Origin of the sequence: Aminobacter ciceronei, assembly GCF_014138625.1 — a bacterium.
In the GTDB taxonomy this organism is placed as follows: Bacteria; Pseudomonadota; Alphaproteobacteria; order Rhizobiales; family Rhizobiaceae; genus Aminobacter; species Aminobacter ciceronei.
In genome coordinates this window covers 1-23,532 of record NZ_JACJHY010000048.1, presented here as the reverse complement: position 1 = coordinate 23,532, position 23,532 = coordinate 1, and the positions used below count along the sequence as shown (strand labels likewise).

General features: G+C 63.1%; 23 protein-coding genes. 19 read left to right on the top strand and 4 right to left on the bottom strand.

The features are described 5' to 3' along the window. Positions 1-3: 3 nt before the first annotated feature. Complete coding sequence (locus HNQ95_RS30490; protein ID WP_067962323.1) at positions 4-465, top strand: type II toxin-antitoxin system RatA family toxin; 462 nt, start codon at positions 4-6, stop codon at positions 463-465. Here the strand turns inward: HNQ95_RS30490 and HNQ95_RS30485 are convergent. After that, positions 441-947, bottom strand: coding sequence for a CinA family protein (locus HNQ95_RS30485; protein WP_067962320.1), 507 nt, complete (start codon positions 945-947; stop codon positions 441-443). The genes HNQ95_RS30490 and HNQ95_RS30485 overlap by 25 nt on opposite strands. After that, on the bottom strand, positions 944-2,167 hold the full coding sequence (locus HNQ95_RS30480) for a bifunctional 2-C-methyl-D-erythritol 4-phosphate cytidylyltransferase/2-C-methyl-D-erythritol 2,4-cyclodiphosphate synthase (protein ID WP_067962318.1): 1,224 nt from the start codon (positions 2,165-2,167) through the stop codon (positions 944-946). The genes HNQ95_RS30485 and HNQ95_RS30480 overlap by 4 nt, the downstream gene beginning before the upstream one ends. Positions 2,168-2,307: 140 nt before the next feature. Here HNQ95_RS30480 and dusB point away from each other — a divergent pair, with 140 nt between their 5' ends. The 9 genes from dusB to hflX all read left to right on the top strand — a co-directional run bounded on the left by dusB (position 2,308) and on the right by hflX (position 13,850). Beyond that, positions 2,308-3,336 (top strand): tRNA dihydrouridine synthase DusB, encoded by a 1,029-nt coding sequence (dusB, locus tag HNQ95_RS30475; RefSeq protein ID WP_182575998.1) that lies wholly within the window; start codon positions 2,308-2,310, stop codon positions 3,334-3,336. Further along, positions 3,333-4,469 carry a two-component system sensor histidine kinase NtrB gene (locus HNQ95_RS30470; protein ID WP_067962316.1) on the top strand — a complete coding sequence of 379 codons (1,137 nt, stop codon included), beginning with the start codon at positions 3,333-3,335 and terminating at the stop codon, positions 4,467-4,469. The genes dusB and HNQ95_RS30470 overlap by 4 nt, the downstream gene beginning before the upstream one ends. After that, positions 4,466-5,923: a nitrogen regulation protein NR(I) gene (gene ntrC, locus HNQ95_RS30465; protein WP_067962314.1), complete on the top strand. Its 1,458-nt coding sequence runs from the start codon at positions 4,466-4,468 to the stop codon at positions 5,921-5,923. Before HNQ95_RS30470 ends, ntrC begins: the two co-directional genes overlap by 4 nt. A gap of 94 nt (positions 5,924-6,017) precedes the next feature. Next, positions 6,018-8,351, top strand: coding sequence for a sensor histidine kinase NtrY-like (locus tag HNQ95_RS30460; protein WP_376769283.1), 2,334 nt, complete (start codon positions 6,018-6,020; stop codon positions 8,349-8,351). Next, positions 8,341-9,702, top strand: coding sequence for a nitrogen assimilation response regulator NtrX (gene ntrX / locus HNQ95_RS30455; protein WP_067962312.1), 1,362 nt, complete (start codon positions 8,341-8,343; stop codon positions 9,700-9,702). Before HNQ95_RS30460 ends, ntrX begins: the two co-directional genes overlap by 11 nt. Before the next feature lie 54 nt (positions 9,703-9,756). Then, positions 9,757-11,133 carry a Trk system potassium transporter TrkA gene (trkA, locus tag HNQ95_RS30450; protein WP_182575999.1) on the top strand — a complete coding sequence of 459 codons (1,377 nt, stop codon included), beginning with the start codon at positions 9,757-9,759 and terminating at the stop codon, positions 11,131-11,133. A gap of 79 nt (positions 11,134-11,212) precedes the next feature. After that, on the top strand, positions 11,213-12,076 hold the full coding sequence (locus HNQ95_RS30445; RefSeq protein ID WP_067962309.1) for a D-amino-acid transaminase: 864 nt from the start codon (positions 11,213-11,215) through the stop codon (positions 12,074-12,076). Between the two features lie 139 nt (positions 12,077-12,215). Beyond that, entirely contained in the window at positions 12,216-12,461 is a 246-nt protein-coding gene (gene hfq / locus HNQ95_RS30440; RefSeq protein ID WP_018428055.1) for an RNA chaperone Hfq, read from the top strand. Next, positions 12,462-13,850: a GTPase HflX gene (gene hflX, locus HNQ95_RS30435; RefSeq protein WP_067962308.1), complete on the top strand. Its 1,389-nt coding sequence runs from the start codon at positions 12,462-12,464 to the stop codon at positions 13,848-13,850. Positions 13,851-13,960: 110 nt separating this feature from the next. On the opposite strand, the gene mazG is transcribed toward hflX, so the two are convergent. Beyond that, positions 13,961-14,785: a nucleoside triphosphate pyrophosphohydrolase gene (gene mazG, locus HNQ95_RS30430; protein WP_067962306.1), complete on the bottom strand. Its 825-nt coding sequence runs from the start codon at positions 14,783-14,785 to the stop codon at positions 13,961-13,963. 157 nt (positions 14,786-14,942) lie between these two features. Here mazG and crcB point away from each other — a divergent pair, with 157 nt between their 5' ends. From crcB to HNQ95_RS30400, 6 genes are all read left to right on the top strand, one after another. Then, on the top strand, positions 14,943-15,320 hold the full coding sequence (crcB, locus tag HNQ95_RS30425) for a fluoride efflux transporter CrcB (protein WP_067962305.1): 378 nt from the start codon (positions 14,943-14,945) through the stop codon (positions 15,318-15,320). A 35-nt stretch (positions 15,321-15,355) separates the two neighbouring features. Next, entirely contained in the window at positions 15,356-16,339 is a 984-nt protein-coding gene (locus HNQ95_RS30420) for an RluA family pseudouridine synthase (protein WP_067962303.1), read from the top strand. A gap of 35 nt (positions 16,340-16,374) precedes the next feature. Next, complete coding sequence (locus HNQ95_RS30415) at positions 16,375-17,025, top strand: HAD family hydrolase (protein WP_067966594.1); 651 nt, start codon at positions 16,375-16,377, stop codon at positions 17,023-17,025. Between the two features lie 146 nt (positions 17,026-17,171). Continuing rightward, a complete protein-coding gene (locus tag HNQ95_RS30410) occupies positions 17,172-18,098 on the top strand; it encodes a DMT family transporter (protein ID WP_067962302.1) in 927 nt (308 codons plus the stop codon). A 2-nt stretch (positions 18,099-18,100) separates the two neighbouring features. Further along, complete coding sequence (locus HNQ95_RS30405) at positions 18,101-18,895, top strand: ATP12 family chaperone protein (protein WP_067962301.1); 795 nt, start codon at positions 18,101-18,103, stop codon at positions 18,893-18,895. A gap of 206 nt (positions 18,896-19,101) precedes the next feature. Continuing rightward, positions 19,102-20,142 carry a glutamine synthetase beta-grasp domain-containing protein gene (locus HNQ95_RS30400; protein WP_182576000.1) on the top strand — a complete coding sequence of 347 codons (1,041 nt, stop codon included), beginning with the start codon at positions 19,102-19,104 and terminating at the stop codon, positions 20,140-20,142. 95 nt (positions 20,143-20,237) lie between these two features. On the opposite strand, the gene HNQ95_RS30395 is transcribed toward HNQ95_RS30400, so the two are convergent. Next, the gene (locus HNQ95_RS30395) at positions 20,238-20,543 is read right to left on the bottom strand and encodes a ribbon-helix-helix domain-containing protein (RefSeq protein ID WP_067962295.1); all 306 of its coding nucleotides are present in this window, start codon (positions 20,541-20,543) and stop codon (positions 20,238-20,240) included. Between the two features lie 201 nt (positions 20,544-20,744). Here HNQ95_RS30395 and HNQ95_RS30390 point away from each other — a divergent pair, with 201 nt between their 5' ends. The 3 genes from HNQ95_RS30390 (at position 20,745) to HNQ95_RS30380 (ending at position 23,363) form a co-directional block, all read left to right on the top strand. Next, positions 20,745-21,140, top strand: a complete 396-nt coding sequence (locus HNQ95_RS30390; RefSeq protein WP_067962290.1) for a VOC family protein — start codon at positions 20,745-20,747, stop codon at positions 21,138-21,140. 68 nt (positions 21,141-21,208) lie between these two features. Then, positions 21,209-21,742: a Twin-arginine translocation pathway signal gene (locus HNQ95_RS30385; protein WP_067962289.1), complete on the top strand. Its 534-nt coding sequence runs from the start codon at positions 21,209-21,211 to the stop codon at positions 21,740-21,742. A 49-nt stretch (positions 21,743-21,791) separates the two neighbouring features. Then, on the top strand, positions 21,792-23,363 hold the full coding sequence (locus HNQ95_RS30380) for a GMC family oxidoreductase (RefSeq protein ID WP_067962287.1): 1,572 nt from the start codon (positions 21,792-21,794) through the stop codon (positions 23,361-23,363). Positions 23,364-23,532: the final 169 nt, after the last annotated feature.

Genomic DNA, 23,532 nt, shown 5'->3' with positions numbered 1-23,532 from the left:
CGGATGCCGAAATTCGAAACCACCCGTCACGTCGGCCACCCGCCGGACAAGATGTTCGCCCTGGTTGCCGACGTGGAGAAATACCCCGAATTCCTGCCGCTGTGCGAAGCACTCAACGTCCGCTCGCGGCGTGAGCGCGATGGACGTGAGATTCTCGTGGCCGACATGACCGTCGGCTACAAGGCATTCCGCGAGACCTTCACCACCCAGGTGCTGCTCACCCCTGACGAAAATACCATCGACGTCAAATATCTCGATGGCCCGTTCCGCTATCTCACCAATGAATGGAAATTCGTCCCAGCGCCCGACGGTGGCTCCGGCGTCGAGTTCTTCATCGACTACGAGTTCAAGAACCGCATCCTCGGCGCCCTGATGGGCACCATGTTCGACCGCGCCTTCCGCATGTTCGCCGAAGCTTTCGAGAAGCGCGCCGACGCGATCTACGGTCCGGCGAAGCCGGCCTGACCGACGGCCCGCAGGCCCAGTCCCAGCGCTGTCCTGACCGTCTCACGGCGGATGAAGTCGCGGCCCTTGTCTTCGAAGATGCGGAACTCCGCTTCCACTGGCGCGCCTTTGCGCGCGACGCCGAACCAGACCAGGCCGACTGGCTTTTCGGCCGAGCCGCCGCCGGGGCCGGCGACGCCTGTTACCGCAAGCGCCAGGCTGGCACGCGAATGGGCAAGCGCACCCGCTGACATTTCAAGCGCAGTTTCGCGCGACACCGCGCCGTGGACCTTGAGCGTCGCCTCGGAGACGCCGAGCATCTCCATCTTCGCTTCGTTGGAATAGGTGATGAAGCCGCGGTCGACGACGGCCGACGAGCCGGCAATATCAGTCAGGGCAGCGATGATCATGCCGCCCGTGCAGCTTTCGGCCGTTGCGATCATGATGCCCTGGGCAAGGCAGGCGTCGAGCAGGGCCGAGGCGAGGGCGGTGACGTCGCTCATTCCGGCAGTTCCCCGGGATAGACCACGCTTGCGGTTGCGATCGCGGCGATGCCCTCTTCACGCCCGATGAAGCCGAGCTTCTCGTTGGTCGTTGCCTTGATCGAGATGCGCTCGGGCGCGATGCGCAGCATGTCTGCGAGTTCCGCCGTCATTGCCGCACGATGGGGACCGACCTTTGGCGCCTCGCAGATCAGCGTGACGTCGGCATTGGCGATGCGGCCACCGCGCGAGCGCACGATCGCCGCCGCATGTTCGACGAACTGGCGTGACGCGGCACCCTTCCACTGCGGGTCGGATGGCGGGAAATGGGTGCCGATGTCGCCGGCGCCGCAGGTGGCCAGCAATGCGTCGGTCAGCGCATGCAGTCCCACATCGGCATCGGAATGTCCGTTCAGCTTCTTCGAATGCGCGATCTTCACGCCGCACAGCCAGACATGGTCGCCTGCTTCGAATGAGTGCACGTCGTAACCGTTGCCGGTACGGACGTCGGGAAAGCTGATTGCTTGGCCGGAAAGGCGCTGATCGGCCATGGCGATGTCCTTAGCCCAGGTGAGTTTGACGTTGTCGGGCGAGCCGAGCACGAGGCGAACCGGGATGCCTGCCCATTCTGCGATGGCGGAATCGTCTGTGAAATCGCTGCGGCCGGCCTCGAAGGCGCGCTGGTGCGCGGAAAAGATCGGATCGAAGGGAAAGCCTTGCGGCGTCTGCGCCGAATGCAGGCCCGCGCGCGGCACTGTTTCGGCCACGGTACGGTCGAAGGCTTCTTTCTTGAGGGTGTCGGAAACTGGCAGCGACGGCAGTGAGCCGTGACTGGCGTCGATGCCCGAAATGGCGCGATCGATGACTTCAGGGCTGATGAACGGCCTGACGCCATCATGGATCAGCACGGCCTGTGGCCTGGATTGCTGCAAGGCAATGAGCGCAAAGCGCGTCGAATCCTGGCGCGTTGCGCCGCCGACGACAGTGGTGACGCGCGCGGCCAATTCGCCGGCAGCTGAGGCAAAAAGCTCGCTGTCGTCGGCGTGGATGGCAACCGCGATCGGGCCAACCTTGGGGTGGTCGAGAAATGCCTTCAGCGTGTGCCAGATCACCGCCTTGCCGCCGATCCGGCGATATTGCTTCGGTCCGTCAGCCTGGCCGGCGCGTTCACCGCGCCCGGCCGCCACGACCACGACGGCGACGTTCGAATTCTGCTGGTTCGGCAACGGCTTCGGATTCATGTGCAGAGGCTTAGCCGCGAGCCCTCAGGAAGGCCAGAGGAATCCAGAAAGCGCCGCATTCGGCTGTCATTTCGCAGTTGCACAATGACCCGACAGTGGCTACTCATTGTGCAGCAGTGAATGGTGCTTTGTTTTTGTGCATGACTGATCTGGAAAAACTCGGCGAGCCGCTTTCGATCGGCGATGTGACAATCCGCAATCGGGTGTTCCTGGCGCCGATGTCGGGTGTCACCGACGAAGCCTTCCGCACGCGCGCTTATGCCCATGGGGCCGGCCTTGTCGTGTCGGAGATGGTGGCGAGCGGCGAATTGGCAAAGGGGCGCGGCTCCAGCGGCTTCCGCATCCGCCACTCTGGCCTGCCCGTGCACATGGTGCAGTTGGCCGGCCGCGAGGCAGCGCATATGGCCGAGGCCGCCCGCATCGCCGTCGGCGAAGGCGCCGATGTAATCGATATCAACATGGGCTGCCCGGCCAAGAAGGTGACGGGCGGTTATGCCGGCTCGGCGCTGATGCGCGACCTCGACTACGCGCTGACCTTGATCGATGCCGTCGTTGGCGCAGTCGACGTGCCCGTGACGCTCAAGATGCGGCTGGGCTGGGACGACCACGTGCTCAATGCCCCCGAACTGGCCCTCCGTGCTGAGCAGGCGGGCGTCCGGATGGTCACCGTGCATGGCCGCACGCGCTGCCAGTTCTATCAGGGCAAAGCCGACTGGCGCGCCATCGCGCGCGTCAAGCAGGCAGTCAGCATTCCCGTCGTCGCAAATGGCGATGTGGCGACACCGGGAGATGCGATGGGCATTCTCGAGCAGTCGGGTGCCGATGCCGTCATGGCGGGGCGTTCGCATTATGGTGCGCCATGGACTGCTGGCGTGATCGCCGCTGCCGCAGGCAGGAGCGGTGCAACTGATGTGCCCAGGTCGTCGTCCGACCTGGTCGACTATGTCGTTGCCCATTACGAGGACATGCTGGCGCTCTATGGCATCGCGAGTGGCCTGCGCCAGGCGCGCAAGCATCTCGGCTGGTATCTCGATCGCCACACCGCTTCACTGCCTGACGAGCTGCGCCGCCGGGTGCTGACATCGTTCGAGTCGCAGCAGGTGATTTCATCGCTGCGTGAAGCACTTGCGGCTTTCGGCGAATGCATGTTCGAAAGGAATGCGGCATGAGTTTCGACCGGGCGCCTCAGTCGGTTGATGCCGCGCAGATCGTGCTGAACACGATCCGTCGCCCGGTCATCATGATCGGGCCGGACAATTTCATCACTTTCGCCAATGCCGATGCCGAGGACTTCTTCCGTTCCAGTGCTGCCATGCTGTCGCGCAGCGAGCTGTCGCGCTTCGTGCCTTTCGGCAGCCCCATCCTGACGCTGGTCGAGCAGGTGCGCGAGCGCAACACGCCCGTCAACGAGTACCGCGTCGATGTTTCGTCGCCCCGGCTGGGCATCGAGAAGATGGTCGATCTCTACGTCGCACCTGCATCCGAGTTGCCGGGATCGGTGGTGGTGATGTTCCAGGAGCGCTCGATGGCCGACAAGATCGACCGTCAGATGACGCATCGCGGTGCCGCGCGCTCCGTCACCGGCCTGGCCGCGATGCTGGCGCATGAGATCAAGAACCCGCTCTCCGGCATTAGGGGGGCCGCGCAGCTTTTGGAGCTCTCCGCTTCCGACGAAGACCGCGCGCTGACGCGGCTGATCGTCGATGAAACCGATCGTATTGTTTCGCTCGTCGACCGCATGGAGGTGTTTTCGGATGAGCGACCTGTTGACCGCTATCCGGTAAACATCCACGTCGTGCTCGACCATGTGAAGGCGCTGGCCAGGAACGGCTTTGCCAATGGAATCAAGATCCTGGAGGATTACGATCCGTCGCTGCCGCCGGTTTATGCCAACCGTGACCAGCTGATCCAGGTGTTTCTCAACCTGGTCAAGAACGCCGCCGAGGCGATCGGCCACGACCCGCATGGCGAAATCACGCTGTCGACCGCCTTCAAGCCCGGCATCCGCATGTCGATCCCTGGCACACAGGATCGTGTCTCGTTGCCGCTGGAATTCTGCGTCCACGACAACGGATCGGGCGTGTCAGAGGACATCCTGCCGATCCTGTTCGACCCTTTCATCACCACCAAGCCCAATGGCTCGGGTCTCGGTCTGGCGCTTGTCGCCAAGATCGTCGGTGACCATGGCGGCGTGATCGAGTGCGATTCGACCCCGCGCGGCACCACCTTCCGCATCCTGATGCCTGCCTGGAAGGAACTGCCCGTGCATCTCGACGACGACAGCGAAGGAGCCCATCGATGAGCGTGCGCGGAAACATTCTTGTCGCCGACGACGATGCGGCGATCCGCACGGTGCTCAACCAGGCGCTGTCGCGCATGGGTCATGAGGTTCGCGTCACCTCCAACGCCGCGACGCTGTGGCGCTGGGTGGCGGCCGGCGAGGGCGATCTTGTCATTACCGACGTGGTGATGCCCGACGAGAACGCCTTCGACATGCTGCCACGCATCAAGAAGGCGCGCCCGGAGCTGCCGGTTATCGTGATGAGCGCGCAGAACACATTCATGACCGCCATCCGCGCGTCGGAGACCGGTGCCTACGAGTATCTGCCCAAACCCTTCGATCTCACCGAGCTGCTAAGCATCGTCAATCGTGCGCTGTCCGAGCCACGGCGGCCGAAGAGCGACCAGCGCCATGACGAGCAGCCCGACGCCATGCCACTTGTCGGCCGTTCGGCGGCGATGCAGGACATCTACCGGATGCTCGCCCGCATGATGCAGACGGACCTGACCGTCATGATCTCGGGCGAATCGGGCACCGGCAAGGAGCTGGTGGCGCGCGCGCTCCATGAATATGGGCGTCGCCGCAACGGACCGTTCGTTGCCATCAACATGGCCGCCATCCCGCGCGACCTGATCGAATCCGAGCTGTTCGGTCACGAGAAGGGCGCTTTTACCGGGGCGCAGAACCGCTCCACCGGCCGGTTCGAGCAGGCCGACGGCGGCACTTTGTTCCTTGACGAGATTGGCGACATGCCGATGGAGGCGCAGACCAGGCTGCTGCGCGTGCTGCAGCAGGGCGAATACACCACCGTTGGCGGCCGCACCCCGATCAAGACCGATGTGCGTATCGTCGCAGCCACCAACAAGGATCTGCGCACGCTCATCAACCAGGGCCTGTTCCGCGAAGATTTGTTCTATCGTCTCAATGTCGTGCCGCTTCGCCTTCCAGCGCTGCGCGAACGTTCGGAAGATGTCCCCGACCTCGTCCGCCACTTCTTCAAGCTCGGCGTCAGCGAAGGGCTTCAGGCCAAGCGTATCTCGGCCGGCGGCGTCGAGTTGATGAAGCGCTATCCTTGGCCGGGCAATGTGCGCGAGCTGGAAAATCTGGTGCGCCGGCTGGCTGCACTCTATCCGCAGGACGAGATTTCGGCCGAAATCATCGAATCCGAACTCAAGACCGGCGAGCAGCCGGTTGTCCCAGGTGGCAATCTCATCCCCGACGATCTGTCGGTCGGCCAAGCGGTCGAACATTTCCTGCAGCGCTATTTCGCGATGTTCGCCGGCGACCTGCCGCCGCCCGGGCTCTACCAGCGCATCCTTGCCGAGGTCGAATACCCGCTGGTGCTCGCTTCGATGACGGCGACGCGCGGCAACCAGATCAAGGCCGCAGAACTTCTGGGCCTCAACCGCAACACGCTGCGCAAGAAGATCCGCGAACTCGGCGTCAACGTCTACAAATCGTCGCGGCCGGCCTGACGCGCGAACATCGCGTCGGGACTGAACACGCTTATCTGTCGATAGCCCGTCTAAACATTTTTGCTTCGGGCGAAAATGTTGCATAATCGCCACAATGCGTTGCATAGATGCGCCGCAATCAATGTCTCTACACGGCAGCATGGCGAGCCAGGCAAAACCTCTAAACGACAAGACGCCCGTACACCCTCGGCAGGAAGGTCGCCGCCTTCTCGCGCTTCCGGGCGTGCTGGCTATCGCCGCCGCGCTGGTTTCGGCAGCGGTGTCGTTCGCTATTCTGATCGGCGTCACCCCGATCACGCCTGATTCGACGACGACGCTGGCGCTGATCGCCATCAATGCCGTGCTGGTGCTGATCCTCGTCGGACTGATCGCCTTCGAGATCCAGCGCATCGTCATGGCCCGCAAGCGCGGCAAGGCCGCGTCGCGGCTGCATGTGCGCATTGTCACGATGTTCGCGCTGGTGGCAGCCTTGCCGGCGCTGCTTGTCGCCGTCGTCGCCTCGATCACGCTCGACATCGGCCTCGACCGCTGGTTCCAGATCCGCACCACGACGATCGTCAATTCATCGCTGTCGATCGCCGAAGCCTATGTCCAGGAAAACGCCCGCAACCTGCAGAGCACGACGCTGTCGATGGCCAACGACCTCGACAACAACCGTCCGCTCTACGGTCTCGACCGCAGCGGCTTCCTCGACTTCATGGGCCGGCAAGCGCAATTGCGGGCGCTGGCCCACGCGGCCCTGATCAGCGCCGACGGCTCCTTCGTCATGAGCGCCAAGACCGGCGCCGATTTCGCCATGCCCGAGCCTCCGGCCGTTGCGGTCCAGACCGCCGCCGACGGCAAGCCGGTGCTGATCGAGCCGAAGACGCGCAACATCGTCGGCGCCATCATCAAGCTGCGCGAGATCGAAGGGCTCTACCTCTACACGATCCGGCTGGTCGATCCGGAGGTGATCAAGGCGCGCCAGATCGTCACCGCCAACACCGAGGAATATCGCGACCTCGGCGCCAACCGGCGTACCACGCAGATCGCCTTTGCGCTGCTCTATCTCGGCCTGACGCTGATCGTCGTGCTGTCGGCGATCTGGACCGGTATTGCGGTCGCTGACCGCATCGTCCGGCCGATCCGCCAGCTGATCGGCGCCGCCGACGAGGTTGCCACAGGCAATCTCGACGTCTCGGTGCCGGTGCGGCAGTCGGATGGCGACGTCGGCGCGCTGAGTGACACGTTCAACAACATGCTGCTCGAGCTCAAGTCGCAACGCAACGAGATCCTGACCGCCAAGGACGTCATCGACGAGCGCCGTCGTTTCTCGGAAGCCGTGCTGTCGGGCGTTACCGCCGGCGTCATCGGCGTCGACCCTTATGGCAGCATCACCATCGTCAATCCGTCGGCGGAGGCGATGCTGGCAATCTCGGCTTCCGAGTCGCTTGGCCAGAACCTGTCGATCCTGTTGCCGCATGTCGGTCGCGTCTTCGAGATCGGCCGCAAGTCAGGCCGCGCCGTCTACCGCGAGCAGGTCACCTTCTACCGCGCCGGCGCCGAGCGCACCTTCAACGTGCAGGTGACGGTCGAGGAGGGCGAGAGCGAGGTCGGCGACAAGTCCTATGTCGTCACGATCGACGATATCACCGACCTAGTGACCGCGCAGCGCACCTCCGCCTGGGCCGACGTTGCGCGCCGCATCGCCCACGAGATCAAGAACCCGCTGACGCCGATCCAGCTGTCGGCGGAACGTATCCGTCGGCGCTACGGCAAGGTCATCACCGAGGACCGCGAGGTCTTCGACCAGTGCACAGAAACGATCATCCGCCAGGTCGGCGACATAGGCCGTATGGTCGATGAATTCTCGGCCTTTGCGCGTATGCCGAAGCCCGAGATGAAGGTGATCGACATCCGCGAACCGCTGCGCGAGGCGTCGTTCCTCGTCGAGGTCAGCCGCGCCGACATCGCCTTCGAGCGCGAGATCACGCCGGGACCGCTCAAGGGAACGTTTGACAGCCGCCTGATGGCCCAGGCTTTCGGCAATGTCATCAAGAATGCCGCCGAGGCGATCGAGGCGGCGGAACGCCAGACCGGTGAGGCCGGGTTCATCAAAATCCGGGCGCGGCGGGACGGCAACTCGATCCGCATCGATGTGATCGACAATGGCAAGGGATTGCCACGCGAGAATCGCCAGCGGCTGCTCGAGCCCTATATGACGACACGCGAGAAAGGCACGGGGCTCGGCCTCGCTATCGTCAAGAAGATTGTCGAGGACCACGGCGGAAGATTGGAACTTCACGACGCACCAGCCGATTTCCATGGCGGGCGCGGCGCGATGATCAGCATGATCCTGCCTGCGGCGGCCGAAGAGGCCGCGGCACCCAAGGGTGCCGACGACGCAGTACAGGGCAGAGAAACCGAAAAGGTCGGAAATGGCGTCTGATATTCTTATCGTTGACGACGAGGAAGACATCCGCGAACTGGTCGCGGGCATCCTGAGCGACGAAGGCCACGAAACCCGTACGGCGTTCGACGCCGACAGCGCGCTTGCCGCGATAGCGGATCGTGCGCCGCGTCTTGTCTTTCTCGACATCTGGTTGCAGGGGTCGCGGCTCGACGGCCTGGCGCTGCTCGACGAAATCAAGACGCTGCACCCCAATCTGCCTGTCGTGATGATCTCCGGCCACGGCAACATCGAAACGGCCGTTTCGGCGATACGCCGCGGCGCCTACGACTTCATCGAGAAGCCGTTCAAGGCCGACCGGCTGATCCTGATCGCCGAGCGCGCGCTCGAAACCTCGAAGCTTAGGCGCGAGGTTTCCGACCTCAAGATGCGTAGTGGCGAAACCCACGACCTGATCGGCATGTCGTCGGCGATGAGCCAGTTGCGCCAGACCATCGACCGTGTTGCGCCGACCAATAGCCGCATCATGATCATCGGCCCGTCGGGTTCGGGCAAGGAAATGGCCGCGCGCGCCATCCATGCGCTGTCGTCACGCAAGAACGGCCCGTTCGTCGCGCTCAATGCCGCGACGATCACGCCGGAGCGCATGGAGATCGAGCTGTTCGGCACCGAATCGAACGGCGGCGAACGCAAGGTGGGAGCACTCGAAGAGGCGCATCAGGGTATCCTCTACCTCGATGAAATCGCCGACATGCCGCGTGAGACGCAAAACAAGATCCTGCGCGTGCTCGTCGAGCAGCAGTTCGAGCGCGTCGGCGGCACCAAGCGGGTCAAGGTCGACGTGCGCATCATCTCGTCGACGGCGCAGAATCTCGAGGCGATGATCGCCGAGGGGCGTTTCCGCGAGGATCTCTATCACCGCCTGGCGGTCGTGCCGGTCATGGTTCCGGGGCTTGCCGAGCGCCGCGAGGACATTCCTTACCTCGTCGACAACTTCATGAAGCAGATGGCCAAGCAGGCCGGCATCAAGCCGCGCCGCATCGGCGACGACGCGCTCGCCGTGCTCCAAGCCCACAACTGGCCGGGCAACGTCCGCCAGCTGCGCAACAATGTCGAGCGCCTGCTGATCCTTGCCCGCAGCGACAACCCCGAAGCGCCGATCACGGCCGACTTGCTGCCGTCTGAAATCGGCGACGTCATGCCGCGCGCGCCCAACCAGTCGGACCAACACATCATGGCGCTGCCACTGCGCGAGGCGCGCGAGATGTTTGAGAAGGAGTATCTGATCGCCCAGATCAACCGCTTCGGCGGCAACATCTCGAAGACGGCCGAATTCATCGGCATGGAGCGCTCCGCACTTCATCGCAAGCTCAAATCGCTTGGCGTCTAGCATGCTCGATGCGGTTTCAGCTGAGACGGTGGACAGGCAGGATCGGTCGATGACATGCGCGTAATCATCTGTGGGGCGGGGCAGGTCGGTTACGGCATTGCGGAGCGGCTGGCGGCTGAAAAGAACGATGTCTCGATCATCGACACCGCGCCGGAGCTGATCCAGGCGGTGCGTGACCAGCTCGACGTGCGCGGCTTCGTCGGCCACGGCTCGCATCCAGAGGTGCTCGAAGCCGCCGGTGCGCAGAACGCCGACATGATCATCGCGGTGACGCTGTTCGACGAGGTCAATATCGTCGCCTGTGAGGTGGCGCACGCGCTGTTCAACGTGCCGATGAAGGTCGCGCGCATCCGCTCGCAATCCTATCTGCAGCCGCACTACCAGGACCTGTTCTCGCGCGAACACCTGCCGATAGACGTTATCATCTCGCCGGAGCTGGAAGTCGGCGAAATGGTGCTCAGGCGCATCACGCTGCCCGGCGCCGTCGATGTCGTCCGCTTCGCCGAAAACCACATCATCATGGTGGCGATCGAGTGCCTGGAGGATTGCCCCGTCATCAACACGCCGCTGGCGCAGTTGAGCGAGCTGTTCCCCGATCTGCCTTCAACCGTTGTCGGCGTGACCCGCAACGGCCGCCTGTTCATCCCCCATTCGGCCGACCAGCTTGTGGCGGGCGACCTTGCTTATGTGGTGACCACCAAGGAGCAGGTCCGGCGCACGCTCGGCCTGTTCGGCCATGACGAACAGGAGGCGACACGCATCGTCATCGCCGGCGGCGGCAATATCGGCCTGTTTGTTGCCCGCACGCTCGAACAGCGCCAGAGCCGCACCAAGATCAAGATCATCGAGGCCAACAAGGAGAGGGCGGTCAAGGTCGCCGACGTGCTCCGCCGCACGGTCGTTCTCAACGGCAGCGCGCTCGACCAGAAGCTTTTGATGGAAGCCGACATCCAGGATGCTGACCTGATGGTGGCGCTGACCAACAACGACCAGGTCAACATACTGTCCTCGGTCATGGCCAAGCGCCTGGGCTGCAAGGGCAACCTGGCGCTGATCAACAACCCGGCCTATCACGACCTGACCAAGCCGCTCGGCATCGATGCGCACGTCAATCCGAGTGCAGTGACCATTTCGCGCGTATTGCAGCACGTCCGGCGCGGCCGCATCCGGCAGGTGCACTCGATCCAGCGCGGTGCCGCCGAGATCATCGAGGCGGAGGCGCTCGAAACCTCGCCGCTGGTCGGCACGCTGCTGCGCGACCTGGAACTTCCCGATGGCATGCGCATCGGTGCCATCTACAGGGATGGCCATGTCGTCAAGCCAAGCGGATCGGTGAAGATCAAGCCTCGGGATCGTGTCGTCATCTTCGCGCTTAATAAGGCGGTCAAACAGGTCGAGCAGATGTTCCGTGTCAGCCTCGAATTCTTCTGACCTGGACCAGCCTTTTGCGGATTGCCGCGTGGCACAAATCGACTAGAACTCCGTTTGAATTTTCGGGGACACGAAAACCATGCCGCGCATAGCCTACGTCAATGGCCGCTATCTCCCTCATGCCCAGGCAGGTGTGCATATCGAGGACCGGGGCTATCAGTTCGCTGACGGCGTCTATGAGGTCTGCGAAGTGGCGCGCAGCTTCATCGTCGACAGCGTCGGCCACCTCAACCGCCTCGATCGCTCGCTTTCGGAACTCAGGATCGCCTGGCCGGTCAATCGCGCCGCGCTGGTCCACATCATGCGCGAAGTCATCGCCCGCAATCGTGTCCACAACGGCATGGTCTATCTCCAGGTGACGCGTGGTGTTGCGCCGCGCGACCACGTCTTCCCGGCTGGCACAACACTTTCTTCGCTTGTCGTGACAGCCAAGCGCACCGACCCGGTGGCATCGGCCAAACGCGCGGCGGCCGGCATCAAGGTGATCACTGTGCCGGAGAATCGCTGGGAGCGTGTCGACATCAAGTCGGTCGGTTTGCTGCCCAACGTGCTGGCGCGTCAGCAGGCCAAGGAGGCCGGCGCCCAGGAAGCCTGGTTCGTCGACCCGGACGGAACCGTCAAAGAAGGGGCGGCGACAAACGCCTGGATCGTCACCAAGGACGGCCATCTCGTCACCAGGCCCGCCGACAGCGGCATCCTGCGCGGCATCACCCGCACGACGCTGATGGATGTCGCCAAGAAGCTCGGCCTGAAGGTCGAGGAGCGTGGTTTTACCGTCGAGGAAGCCAAGTCGGCGCGCGAAGCGTTCATGACGGCTGCGACCACGGTGATCATGCCGATCGTCGCCATTGACGGCCAGCCGGTCGCCAACGGGCATCCGGGATCGGTCGCGCTTTCGCTGCGTGAGGCATTTTTTGACGTTGCGGAAAAAATCCAAGCCTGATAACCGCTTGGGCGTAAATGGTTAAATTCATCTCGTTCAGCTTGCCACGCGTTGTGGCAAGGGGGTGTTTGCTGGCTTGACATGGGCCCGGTAATTTGGCGCATTGGCAGCACACAGGGATCGGCGAAAGAAAAAAACAATGGCGGAACGATCGCAGAATCTTCAGGATCTTTTCCTGAATTCAGTTCGCAAGAGCAAAAACCCACTCACCATTTTCCTGATTAACGGCGTGAAGTTGACCGGAGTAGTGACCTCCTTCGACAATTTCTGTGTTTTGTTGCGCCGTGACGGGCACTCCCAGCTCGTCTACAAGCATGCCATCTCCACGATCATGCCGAGCCAGCCGGTTCAGATGTTCGATGGCGAGGAAAGCCAGGGCGGCTGATTGGCACGCGACAGGACTGCCGGCGCCAAGGCCGGCGACAGCAATGGACCCGAATCGGTAGGGGGCGATAAGGCCCCCACGCGTGCGGTCGTCATCGTGCCGGTGCTGACGCGCCAGCCTAAGAATGACGACGACAGCGCGCGCCCGCGGTTGCAGCGTTCGGCCGAGGCGCGCCACGACGAGGCGGTCGGGCTTACCCGCGCCATTGATCTCGAACCCGTTCACACCGCGATCGTGACCCTCAACGATCCGCGTCCGGCGACGTTGCTGGGCAGCGGCAAGGTTGAGGAGTTCGCGGCGATCGTGAAGGAGCGCGGGGCGGAACTGGTGATCGTCGACCATCCGCTGACGCCGGTGCAGCAGCGCAACCTCGAAAAAGAGATGCACGCCAAGGTGCTCGACCGCACCGGGCTGATCCTCGAAATCTTCGGCCGGCGCGCCCGTACCAAGGAAGGCACGCTGCAGGTCGAGCTTGCCCACCTCAACTACCAGAAGGGCCGGCTGGTTCGTAGCTGGACCCACCTCGAGCGCCAGCGTGGCGGTGCCGGGTTCCTCGGCGGCCCCGGCGAAACCCAGATCGAATCCGACCGGCGCGCGCTGCAGGAAAAGATCATCAAGCTCAAGCGCGAGCTCGAAACCGTCGTCCGCACCCGCGACCTGCACCGCTCCAAGCGGCGCAAGGTGCCGTTCCCCGTGGTTGCCATCGTCGGTTATACCAATGCCGGCAAGTCGACGCTGTTCAACCGGCTGACCGGTGCCAGCGTGCTGGCCGAGAACATGCTGTTTGCGACGCTGGATCCGACCTTGCGCCGGGTACGGTTACCGCATGGCACGCCGATCATCCTGTCCGACACCGTCGGCTTCATCTCCGACCTGCCGACACACCTGATCGCAGCCTTCCGGGCGACGCTGGAAGAGGTGGTCGAAGCCGATCTCGTCATCCATCTGCGCGACATTTCCGATCCCGATACCGCGGCTCAGGCCGACGACGTCGAGCGTATCCTCTCCGATCTCGGCGTCGATGCGGCCGACACCGACCGGGTCGTCGAGGTCTGGAACAAGATCGACCAGCTCGACGAAGGCAATCGCGAGCGCCTGCTTGCCGACAGCAGTGACGGCCGCAAGACGCCGCCGATTGCCATTTCAGCTGCTACGGGCGAGGGCCTTTCCGCGCTCACCGGCCTGATCGAGCAGCGGGTTTCGGGTGAGCTCGAATCCATCGACGTCACGCTGGAACCGAGCCAGCTCGGCCAGATCGACTGGCTCTATCGCAATGGCGATGTGGTGAAGCGCAAGGACAATGACGACGGCAGCGTGTCGATGACGCTCAAAGCGACCGCCTCGGCGCGCGACGAGATCGCGGCCAAGATTCTCAGGAACAAGCGCTAAGCCTGGCGTGCTCGGGTTTCCTCGCCCCCGTGAAGCGGGGGGAGAGATGGTTCGCGCAGCGAACCAGGGGGCGGCCACGCTGAGCTTGGCCGCAATCCTGTCTAAGCCGGCTACTTCGCCGTCTTGGCCTGCTGCCAGAGCGCTTCCATCTCATCGAGCGTCGCCGCTTCCAGGCTGTGCCCCGCGTCGTCGAGCGCCTTTTCGACATAGTGGAAACGTGTGCGGAACTTGTCATTGGTGCCGCCCAGCGCCGCCTCCGAGTCCAGTTCCAGGTGGCGACCGAGATTGACCAAAGCAAACAGCATATCGCCGAACTCGTCCTTGACCGCTGATTGATCGCCCTTGGCCATGGCCTCGCGCAGCTCGCCGATCTCTTCCTCGATCTTATCGAGGATCGGTGCTGCCTCGCCCCAGTCGAAACCGACGCGTGCCGCTTTTTCCTGCAGCTTCAATGCCCGTGTCAGCGCCGGCAGCGCCACCGGTACACTGTCGAGAAAACCCTTGCCATGATCTTCGGGGTCGAGGCCGCGGGCGATGCGCGCGGCGCGTTTTTCCGCCTTTTCCTCAGCCTTGATCTTTTCCCACATGCCCTTGGCCGAACGGGCTTCCCGCGCCTTGGCGTCGCCGAAGACATGCGGATGCCGGCGGATCATCTTGGTCGTGATGCCTTGCACCACATCGCCGAAGGTGAACTCGCCGGCTTCTTCCGCCATTTGGGCGTGGTAGACGACCTGCAGCAATAGGTCGCCGAGCTCTTCCTTGAGATGGTCGATGTCGTTGCGCGCAATCGCGTCGGCGACCTCATAGGCCTCTTCGATCGTATAGGGTGCGATCGTCGCGAAATTCTGCTCGATGTCCCAGGGGCAGCCGGTTTCCGGCTCGCGCAGGGCGGCCATGATCTCGATCAGGCGGGTGATGTCTTTGGAAGGTTGCATGGGGCGATGCTATAGCCCGGTTGTCGCCCTCCCAACAACGCCCTGTTGCCCGCAGCCCTTGTCCACAAGCAATTCGGCGGCAGGGGCAGGCCGCCGGGCTGCCTGCGAGCCGTTCCGTGCTATTGACCTGACACCAGCGCGCAGGCAGGACAGGCTCATGCTAAACCTATCTCTCGTTGCACTCGGCGGCGCCATCGGGGCCGCACTGCGCCATCTCGCCAACCTTCTGGCGCTCAGGCTGGTCGGGCCGAACTTTCCCTGGGGCACGCTTGCGATCAACGTTGTCGGCTCACTGGCGATGGGGCTGTTCGTCGGTCTGCTGGCCCGCCGCTTCGGCGGCTCGACCGAACTCCGGCTGTTCGTCGCCACGGGCATTCTTGGCGGCTTCACCACCTTTTCAGCCTTTTCGCTCGATTTTGCCACGCTGTGGGAGCGTGGAGCGACGTTTTCGGCCTTCGGTTATGCCTTTGCCAGCGTCATAACAGCCATTCTGGCGCTGTTCCTGGGAATGTGGCTCGCAAGAAGCATCGGCTGATGCTATTGGGCCGCTTCGAAAAGGACGATTGAATTATGGCAGGCGTTGAACAGATCACGGTGGAAGCCGGCGAAACGGGCATGAGGCTCGACCGCTGGTTCAAGGCCCATTATCCGGGGCTCGGCTTCGGCCATCTGCAGAAGCTGCTGCGTTCGGGCCAGATCCGCGTCGATGGCGGCCGCGCCAAGGCTGACACGCGCGTCGAGCCAGGCCAGGTCATCCGCATTCCGCCGCTGGAAGTCGACAAGAAGAGCGACGGCCCGCTGACGGCGCGCACCATGCGCAATCAGGACGATGGCGACGTGCTGGCGCAGATGCTGCTTTACGAAGATCCCAAGGTCTTCGTCTTCAACAAGCCGGCCGGCCTTGCCGTGCAGGGCGGATCGGGCGTCGCCCGCCACGTCGACGACATGCTTGAGGCATGGCGCAACAAGAAGGGCGAGAAGCCGCGCCTGGTCCACCGCCTCGACCGCGACACGTCAGGCGTGCTGGTCGTCGCCCGCACGCGTCTTGCCGCGATGAAGCTTGCAGAGTCCTTCCGCGCCCGCGAAACACAGAAGACCTACTGGGCGCTGGTCAAGGGTGTGCCGCCCAAGCGCGAAGACAAGATCTCTACCTGGCTGATCAAGGAAATGACACCGGACGGCGACCGCATGCGCATCGCCAAGCACGGCGAAAAGGGCGCCGACCATGCCGTTTCTTATTACCGGGTGCTCGAACAGGCGGCGCAGGCGCTTACCTGGCTCGAAATGGAGCCCTATACCGGCCGCACGCACCAGTTGCGCGTGCATGCCGCCCATATCGGCTGCCCGATCATCGGCGATCCCAAATATTTCGAGCACGACACCAATTGGGAATTCCCTGGTGGCATCCAGAACCGTCTGCATCTTCATGCCCGCCGCATCGTCATTCCGCATCCCGACCAGGGCGTGATCGACGTCACAGCGCCGATGCCGCCGCACATGCGCCAGAGCTGGAACCTGATCGGCTTCGACGACGAGAGCGGGGAGCCGGCGTGACGTCTGTTACATCGCCGGAGCGCGACGCAGGCGTCTTGAAGCTCGTCCTGTTCGATTGCGACGGCACGCTGGTCGACAGCGCCGACATCATCCATGCCTCGATGCTGGCCACGTTCCGCGAGGCCGGACTTCCGGAACCCGACAAGGCCGCGACCAAGGGCATCATCGGGCTCACCCTCGACATTGCGATCGCGACCTTGCTTAAGCGCGCACCGGATGCCGAAAGCACAAGGCTTGCAGCGCGTTACAAGGAACACTTCATCGCCTCGCGCCACCTGCCGAGTTTCAAGGAGCCGCTCTATGACGGCATTGGCGAACTGATCGAAGCGCTCGCACGCCGTGATGATGTACTGATCGGCATGGTCACCGGCAAGTCGCGCCGCGGCGTCGAGCGGGTCATGGAAACGCATGGCTTCGGCCGCCATTTCGTGACCATCCGGACCGCCGACGACTGCCCGTCCAAGCCGCATCCGGCGATGGTGCTGGAATGCTGCGCCGAGATGGGTGTCGATCCGGCGTCGACCTTGGTCATTGGTGACGCTGTCTACGACATGCAGATGGCCCGCAATGCCGGTGCCCGCGCCATCGGCGTTGCCTGGGGTTACCACAACCGTGAAGGCCTGTTTGCCACTGGCGCGCACGCCGTCATCGACAGACCTGGGGAACTGCTACCCCTTATCGGCTAGCTGGACCAATTTGCGGCAGCTGCCGTGCGTTAAGGTGCGGCCCGCCGCGCAGTTGGACCCGAGTCCGCTGCGGCCAGCCTGCCTCGCAATGCGGCCCGGCCAGCCCTTGTCCATCAGCATCGCGCTCGGTGAGCGTGGAGGAATTCATGACAGCCGTCACACAGCCATTGGAACGTCGCGACGCGATCGATACGGCAGCCGTCGTGTTCATGCTCATGCTGACCATGTCTTGGGGCATGAACGGTGTGGCGGCCAAGCTGGCGACGTCGGGCTACAACCCGATCTTCCTCAATGTCGCGCGCTCGGGCATAGCCTGCGTGCTGGTCTATCTCTGGTGCCTCTACCGCCGTGTTCCGCTGTTTGCCCGCGACGGCACCTTGTGGGCCGGCATCCTGGCCGGGCTGCTGTTCGGCACCGAGTTCATTCTGGTTTTCGTCAGCCTTGAACACACGACGGTTGCGCGCAACTCGCTCCTGGTCAACACGATGCCGTTCTGGGTTCTGATCGGCGCGCATTTCTGGCTTGGCGAGCGTATGTCGCTGCAAAAGCTGTTCGGCCTGATCCTGGCTTTCGGCGGCGTCGCGGTGGTCTTTGCCGACAAGCTCGGCGATGCCGGCGGTCCGACGCTGTTCGGCGATCTTCTCGCACTCGTCGCCGGACTGCTCTGGGCGCTGACCACGTTGGCAATCAAGGGCACCAAGCTTGCCAGCGCCGGGGCCGAGAAGGTGCTGCTCTACCAGCTTGTCGTCTCAGCGCTCATGGCGATCCCGCTCGTCTCGCTCGCCGGTCCGGCATTCCGCGACGTATCGACGGTCGCCACCGGAGCGTTGCTGTTTCAGGCTGTATATGTCGTCGCCTTCACCTATATTCTGTGGTTCTGGCTGATGCGGCGCTATCCTGCGGCGGGCCTCTCCAGCTTTGCCTTCCTGTCGCCGGCATTCAGCGTGATATGCGGCTGGCTGGTGCTTGGCGAAGCCCTGACCTGGAACATTTTTCTGGCGCTCGGTCTCATCGCGACCGGGCTGATCATTGTAAACCGGCCATCGCGCAGACGTGCGGCCGGAGCGGAGTAAAGATGCGAGAAATCCTGAGCGACCTCGAAACCAGCGACGGCCTGTCCGATCCCGATCCCATCCGCCGCGCCCAGAGCACGTTGCGCAAGCAGCTGCCCAAGCGCTTCTACGAAGCAGCCAGCGTCGCTGCGTTTGAAGAAGGCTATGCCGTCCTGCTCGACGGCAAGTCGGTGCGGACGCCGGGCAGGGCGCTGCTCGCGCTGCCGACGGCGGCTGCGGCACAGCTGGTTGCCGACGAGTTCGTCGCCCAGGTCGAGGTCATCGATCCTTTCACCATGCCGGTGCTGCGCCTGGTCAACACGGCGATCGACGGCGTCGCCACCGATCCGCAGGCGGTGCTCGAGGATATCCTGCGCTTCTCGTCAAGCGACCTGTTGTGCTACCGCGCCGACAGCCCGGAAAAGCTCGTCGAGCGCCAGGCAGAGGCCTGGGATCCGGTCCTGGACTGGGCGCGTGCGTCGCTCGGCGCACGCTTTGTACTGGCCGAGGGCGTCATGCATGTCGAGCAGCCGCGCGAGGCCATCGCAGCGCTTGGCGTGCACCTGTCGCAGCGCACCGAGCCGATGAAGCTCGCGGCCCTGCATGTCATGACCACCCTGACCGGTTCGGCGCTTCTCGCCCTTGCCGTCGAGACCGGCGAATTGACGGTCGAGGAAGCCTGGGCAGCGGCCCATGTCGACGAAGACTGGCAGATCGAGCATTGGGGCCAGGACTCGGAGGCTGTCGCGCGCCGTGCCACCCGCAAGCGCGATATGCTCGCTGCTGTCGCCCTGCTTGAGGCGCTCAAGGCAGCTTAGCCAGCCGGCAAGGCAGATCAGCCCGAGTCTTGGGCAAAATGTCAGCCATGCTGCCGTAGTCTGCCTATTTCTTGAGCAGTTGCTTTTCCGTGCAACCGCCTTCCCTGCTAAGAATCTGGGATTTTCGAGTTGGCACGGGGCTTGCTTTCTCTCTTGTGACACGCCGGCCATCCCAGGGCCGGCAGGCACGACACTGAGAGGATAGCATGACGAAGTACAAGCTCGAGTACATCTGGCTGGACGGTTACGCCCCGGCAGCCAATCTCCGCGGCAAGTCCCAGATCAAGGAATTCGCGGAGTTCCCGAAGCTCGAGCAGCTTCCGCTCTGGGGTTTTGACGGCAGCTCGACCCGCCAGGCCGAAGGCAAGAGCTCGGATTGCGTGCTGAAGCCCGTCGCTGTGTATCCCGATCCCGCCCGCAAGAACGGCGTGCTGGTGATGTGCGAAGTGATGATGCCCGATGGCGTCACCCCGCATCCGTCCAATACCCGCGCCACCGTCCTCGACGACGAGGGTGCCTGGTTTGGCTTCGAGCAGGAATATTTCTTCTACAAGGACGGCCGCCCGCTCGGCTTCCCGGAAAACGGTTTCCCGGCGCCGCAGGGTGAGTACTACACTGGCGTCGGTTACAAGAACGTCGGCAGCATTGCCCGCCAGATCGTCGAAGAGCATCTCGACCTCTGCCTCGAGGCCGGCATCAACCATGAAGGCATCAATGCCGAAGTGGCCAAGGGCCAGTGGGAATTCCAGATTTTCGGCAAGGGCTCGAAGAAGGCTGCCGACGAGATGTGGCTTGCCCGTTACCTGCTGCAGCGCCTGACCGAGAAGTACGAAATCGACATCGAGTATCACTGCAAGCCGCTTGGTGACACCGACTGGAACGGCTCGGGCATGCACGCCAACTTCTCGACCGACTACTTGCGCGACGTCGGCGGCAAGGCGTACTTCGAAGCGCTCATGGAGGCCTTCGGCGATGCCCGCGAAGAGCACATTGCCGTCTACGGTCCCGACAACCACCTGCGCCTGACCGGTAAGCACGAGACGGCTTCCATCGACGTCTTCACCTGGGGCGTTGCCGACCGTGGCGCTTCGGTGCGCGTGCCGCACAGCTTCGTGCGCAACGATTATCGTGGTTATCTCGAAGATCGCCGCCCGAACTCGCAGGGCGACCCCTACCAGATCGCCTCGCAGATTCTGAAGACCATCAACTCGGTGCCGACCAGCGTCGAGACCAGGGCTGCTGCCTAATTTCTAGGCAACATATGGGTCGCAAATCAAAAACCCGGGGGCGACCCCGGGTTTTTTGTTCGTGTTTTCTAAGCGTTATCGATGGAAGCTGAAGGTCACGCTGCGTAGCGCTTCAGCGCGTCGACTTCGTCAGCGGCCGGCTTGTGGCCGCGCAGGTAGAGCGCGCAGGTGGTGCGCAGCATCGAGGCAAAGTTCGGAATCTCGCCGTTGATCTCGATCGCCTCGTCATAAAGCTTCGAAATGAATTTCGGCGTCGTCAGCTCCTGGGAGGCGGCTATCTCGTCGAGCAGGTCCCAGAAGGTCGCTTCCAGCTGAATGCTGGTCGAATGTCCGGCGATCCGGATCGACCGGTTGATCTGGCGATAGCCCTTCGGATCCTGTCCGGCAAATACCTTGCACATGTCATTTCTCCCGCTGGCTTGCCCGGGCTGACAGCGCCGGTGCTGGCTCTTGAGCGCCATCATCGACCCAACGGCACGCCATCGCAACCATGCTTTCGTTGCTGACTAGCAAACTATGCTCCTGAAAGCGTGGTAACGGGCTGCCACCACTTGGCTTTGCAGCGATTCATAATCCTCCCGTTCCAACTGCCAGGAGGGCGAATGGCCAAGGCAATCCATTCCATGGTGCGTGTGCTCGACGAAGCGCGCTCGCTGTCATTCTATCACACGGCTTTCGGCCTCGAAATCGCCGACAGGCTCGACTTCGAGACCTTCACGCTGATCTATCTCAGCAATCCCGAGACCGAGTTCGAAGTCGAGCTGACGGTCAACAAGGGCAGGGCCGAGCCCTATGCTCTCGGCGACGGCTACGGCCATCTCGCCGTGTCGGTGGCCGATCTCGACGGCGAGCGCGCCCGCATGCTTGCCGCCGGGCTCAGCCCCAGGGACATCGTCGAGTTTGCGCCGGGCGGTACGCCATTGGCCCGCTTCTTCTTTATCGAGGATCCCGACGGCTACAAGATCGAGGTTTTGCAGAGGGGCGGCCGCTTCAAGTGACATGTCGCGGCGGAGGAGCGCCGTGCCAGCCAAGCGCCGAACGCGCATAGCAAGCAAGGGAGGAAATCATGGTGACGATCTATCAAGGCAGGGCCGGCCTTTCGCGGCGTGAGCTGCTCAAGCGCGGCACAGCCACCGGCGCGCTACTCATCATCAGTGGCTCTGCCGTACTCAGCACCGGCGAGGCCTGGGGGCTCGAAAGCACGGCGCTGAAACCCGAAACCGTGGCGACGCTGATCCAGATGGCGCGCGATGTCTATCCGCACGACCAGGTGCCGGACAAGTTCTACGCCATTGCCATCAAGAGCCATGACGAGCTCGCGGGCAAGGATCCGGCCCACAAGGAGCTGATCGAGAAGGGCATCGCCGATCTCGACCAGAAGGCCGGCGCCGGCGGTTACACCGGCCTTGGATGGGAAGACCAGCGTGTCGCCGTACTCCGGCAGATCGAAAGCACCCCGTTCTTCCAGGCAATCCGCGGCGGACTCGTCGTCGGCCTCTACAACCAGAAGGAGCTGTGGCCGATCTTTGGCTATGAAGGCGAGTCCTACTCCAAGGGCGGATACATCGCGCGCGGCTTCGACGACATCGAGTGGCTCTGATCGGCCCCAGTCGCGAACCCAGCCTTTTCAGCATTCCCGGGAGGAAAACATGCCTGCACCATATGGTCTTAACGACGATAGCGTCGTCGTCATCATCGGCTCCGGCGCCGGTGGCGGCACGCTCGGCAACGAACTCGCCCAGAAGGGTATCGACGTCGTCATTCTCGAAGCCGGCCCGCGCATCGAATATGAGGACTTCATCAACGACGAATGGGATTCTTTCAGCCAGCTCGCCTGGCTCGACAACCGCACGACAGGCGGTGGCTGGCGCGTGCACAAGGATTTTCCCAACCTTCCGGCCTGGATCGTCAAGGCGGTCGGCGGCACCACCACGCACTGGGCCGGCGCCTCGCTGCGCTTCCAGGAGCATGAGTTCAAGACGCTGACCAACTACGGCAAGGTCGAAGGCGCAAACCTGCTCGACTGGCCGATCACGCTCGCCGACCTGGACCCCTATTACGCCAAAGCCGAGGACAAGATGGGCGTCACCCGCACCAACGGCATCGAAGGACTGCCCGGCAACAACAACTTCAAGGTGTTCAAGGCAGGCGCCGATAAGCTCGGCTACAAGGAGTGCCACACCGGTCGCATGGCAATCAACTCCGCCGACCGCGATGGCCGCATGGGATGCCAGCAGACCGGCTTCTGTTTCCAGGGTTGCAAATGGGGCGCCAAGTGGTCGACGCTCTATGCCGAAATCCCCAAGGGCGAGGCGACCGGCAAGCTGGAGGTCAGGCCCAACAGCCACGTGCTCAAGATCGAGCACGACGACAGCGGCAAGGTGACTTCGGTCGTCTATGCCGACAAGGACGGCAAGCTGCAGAGCCAGAAGGCGCGCATCGTCTGCGTCGCCGGCAATTCCATCGAAAGCCCACGGATCCTGCTCAACTCGGCATCGTCGAAATTCCCTGACGGCTTGGCCAACTCGTCAGGGCAGGTGGGCAAGAACTACATGCGCCACACCACCGGCTCCGTCTATGCGGTGTTCGACAAGCCGGTGCATTTTTGGCGGGGCACGACCATGGCCGGCATCGTCAGGGACGAGGCGAAGCACGATCCGTCACGCGGTTTCGTCGGTGGCTACGAGCTCGAAACGCTGGCGCTGGGCCTGCCGTTTATGGCGGCATTCCTCGATCCCGGCGGCTGGGGCCGTTCGTTCACCACCGCACTCGACCACTACGACAAGATGGCCGGCATGTGGATCGTCGGCGAGGACATGCCGCAGGAGCAGAATGCGGTGAAGTTGCATGGCGAGCTCAAGGACAAATACGGCATGCCGATCCCCGACGTCTGGTTCACCGACCATCCCAACGACGTCGCCATGCGCAACCATGCCTACAAGCAGGGCATGGCGATGTATGACGCGGTCGGCGCAACCAGAACCTTCCCGACGCCGCCTTATCCCTCGACCCACAATCTCGGCACCAACCGGATGAGCGAGAAGGCGTCCGACGGCGTGGTCAACAAATGGGGCCAGACGCACGACATCAAGAACCTGTTCGTCTCCGACGGCAGCCAGTTCACCACGGGTGCCGCCGAAAACCCGACGCTGACCATCGTGACCTTGGCGATCCGCCAGGCCGACTACATCGCCGAGCAGATGGGCGCCAAGAGTATCTGATCGTCTGGCGGCGCATCCTCCGCAGTCGCCGAACCTTGCCGGTGACTGCCTCGCCAAACAAAAAAGCCCCGCTCGATGAACTGACCCCGTAAAGTTGGACGGTTCATTGAGCTGGTAGATTTAAGGGCTGGGTCCTGTATTGCACAGGGGCCAGCCCTTTCAGTTTCAG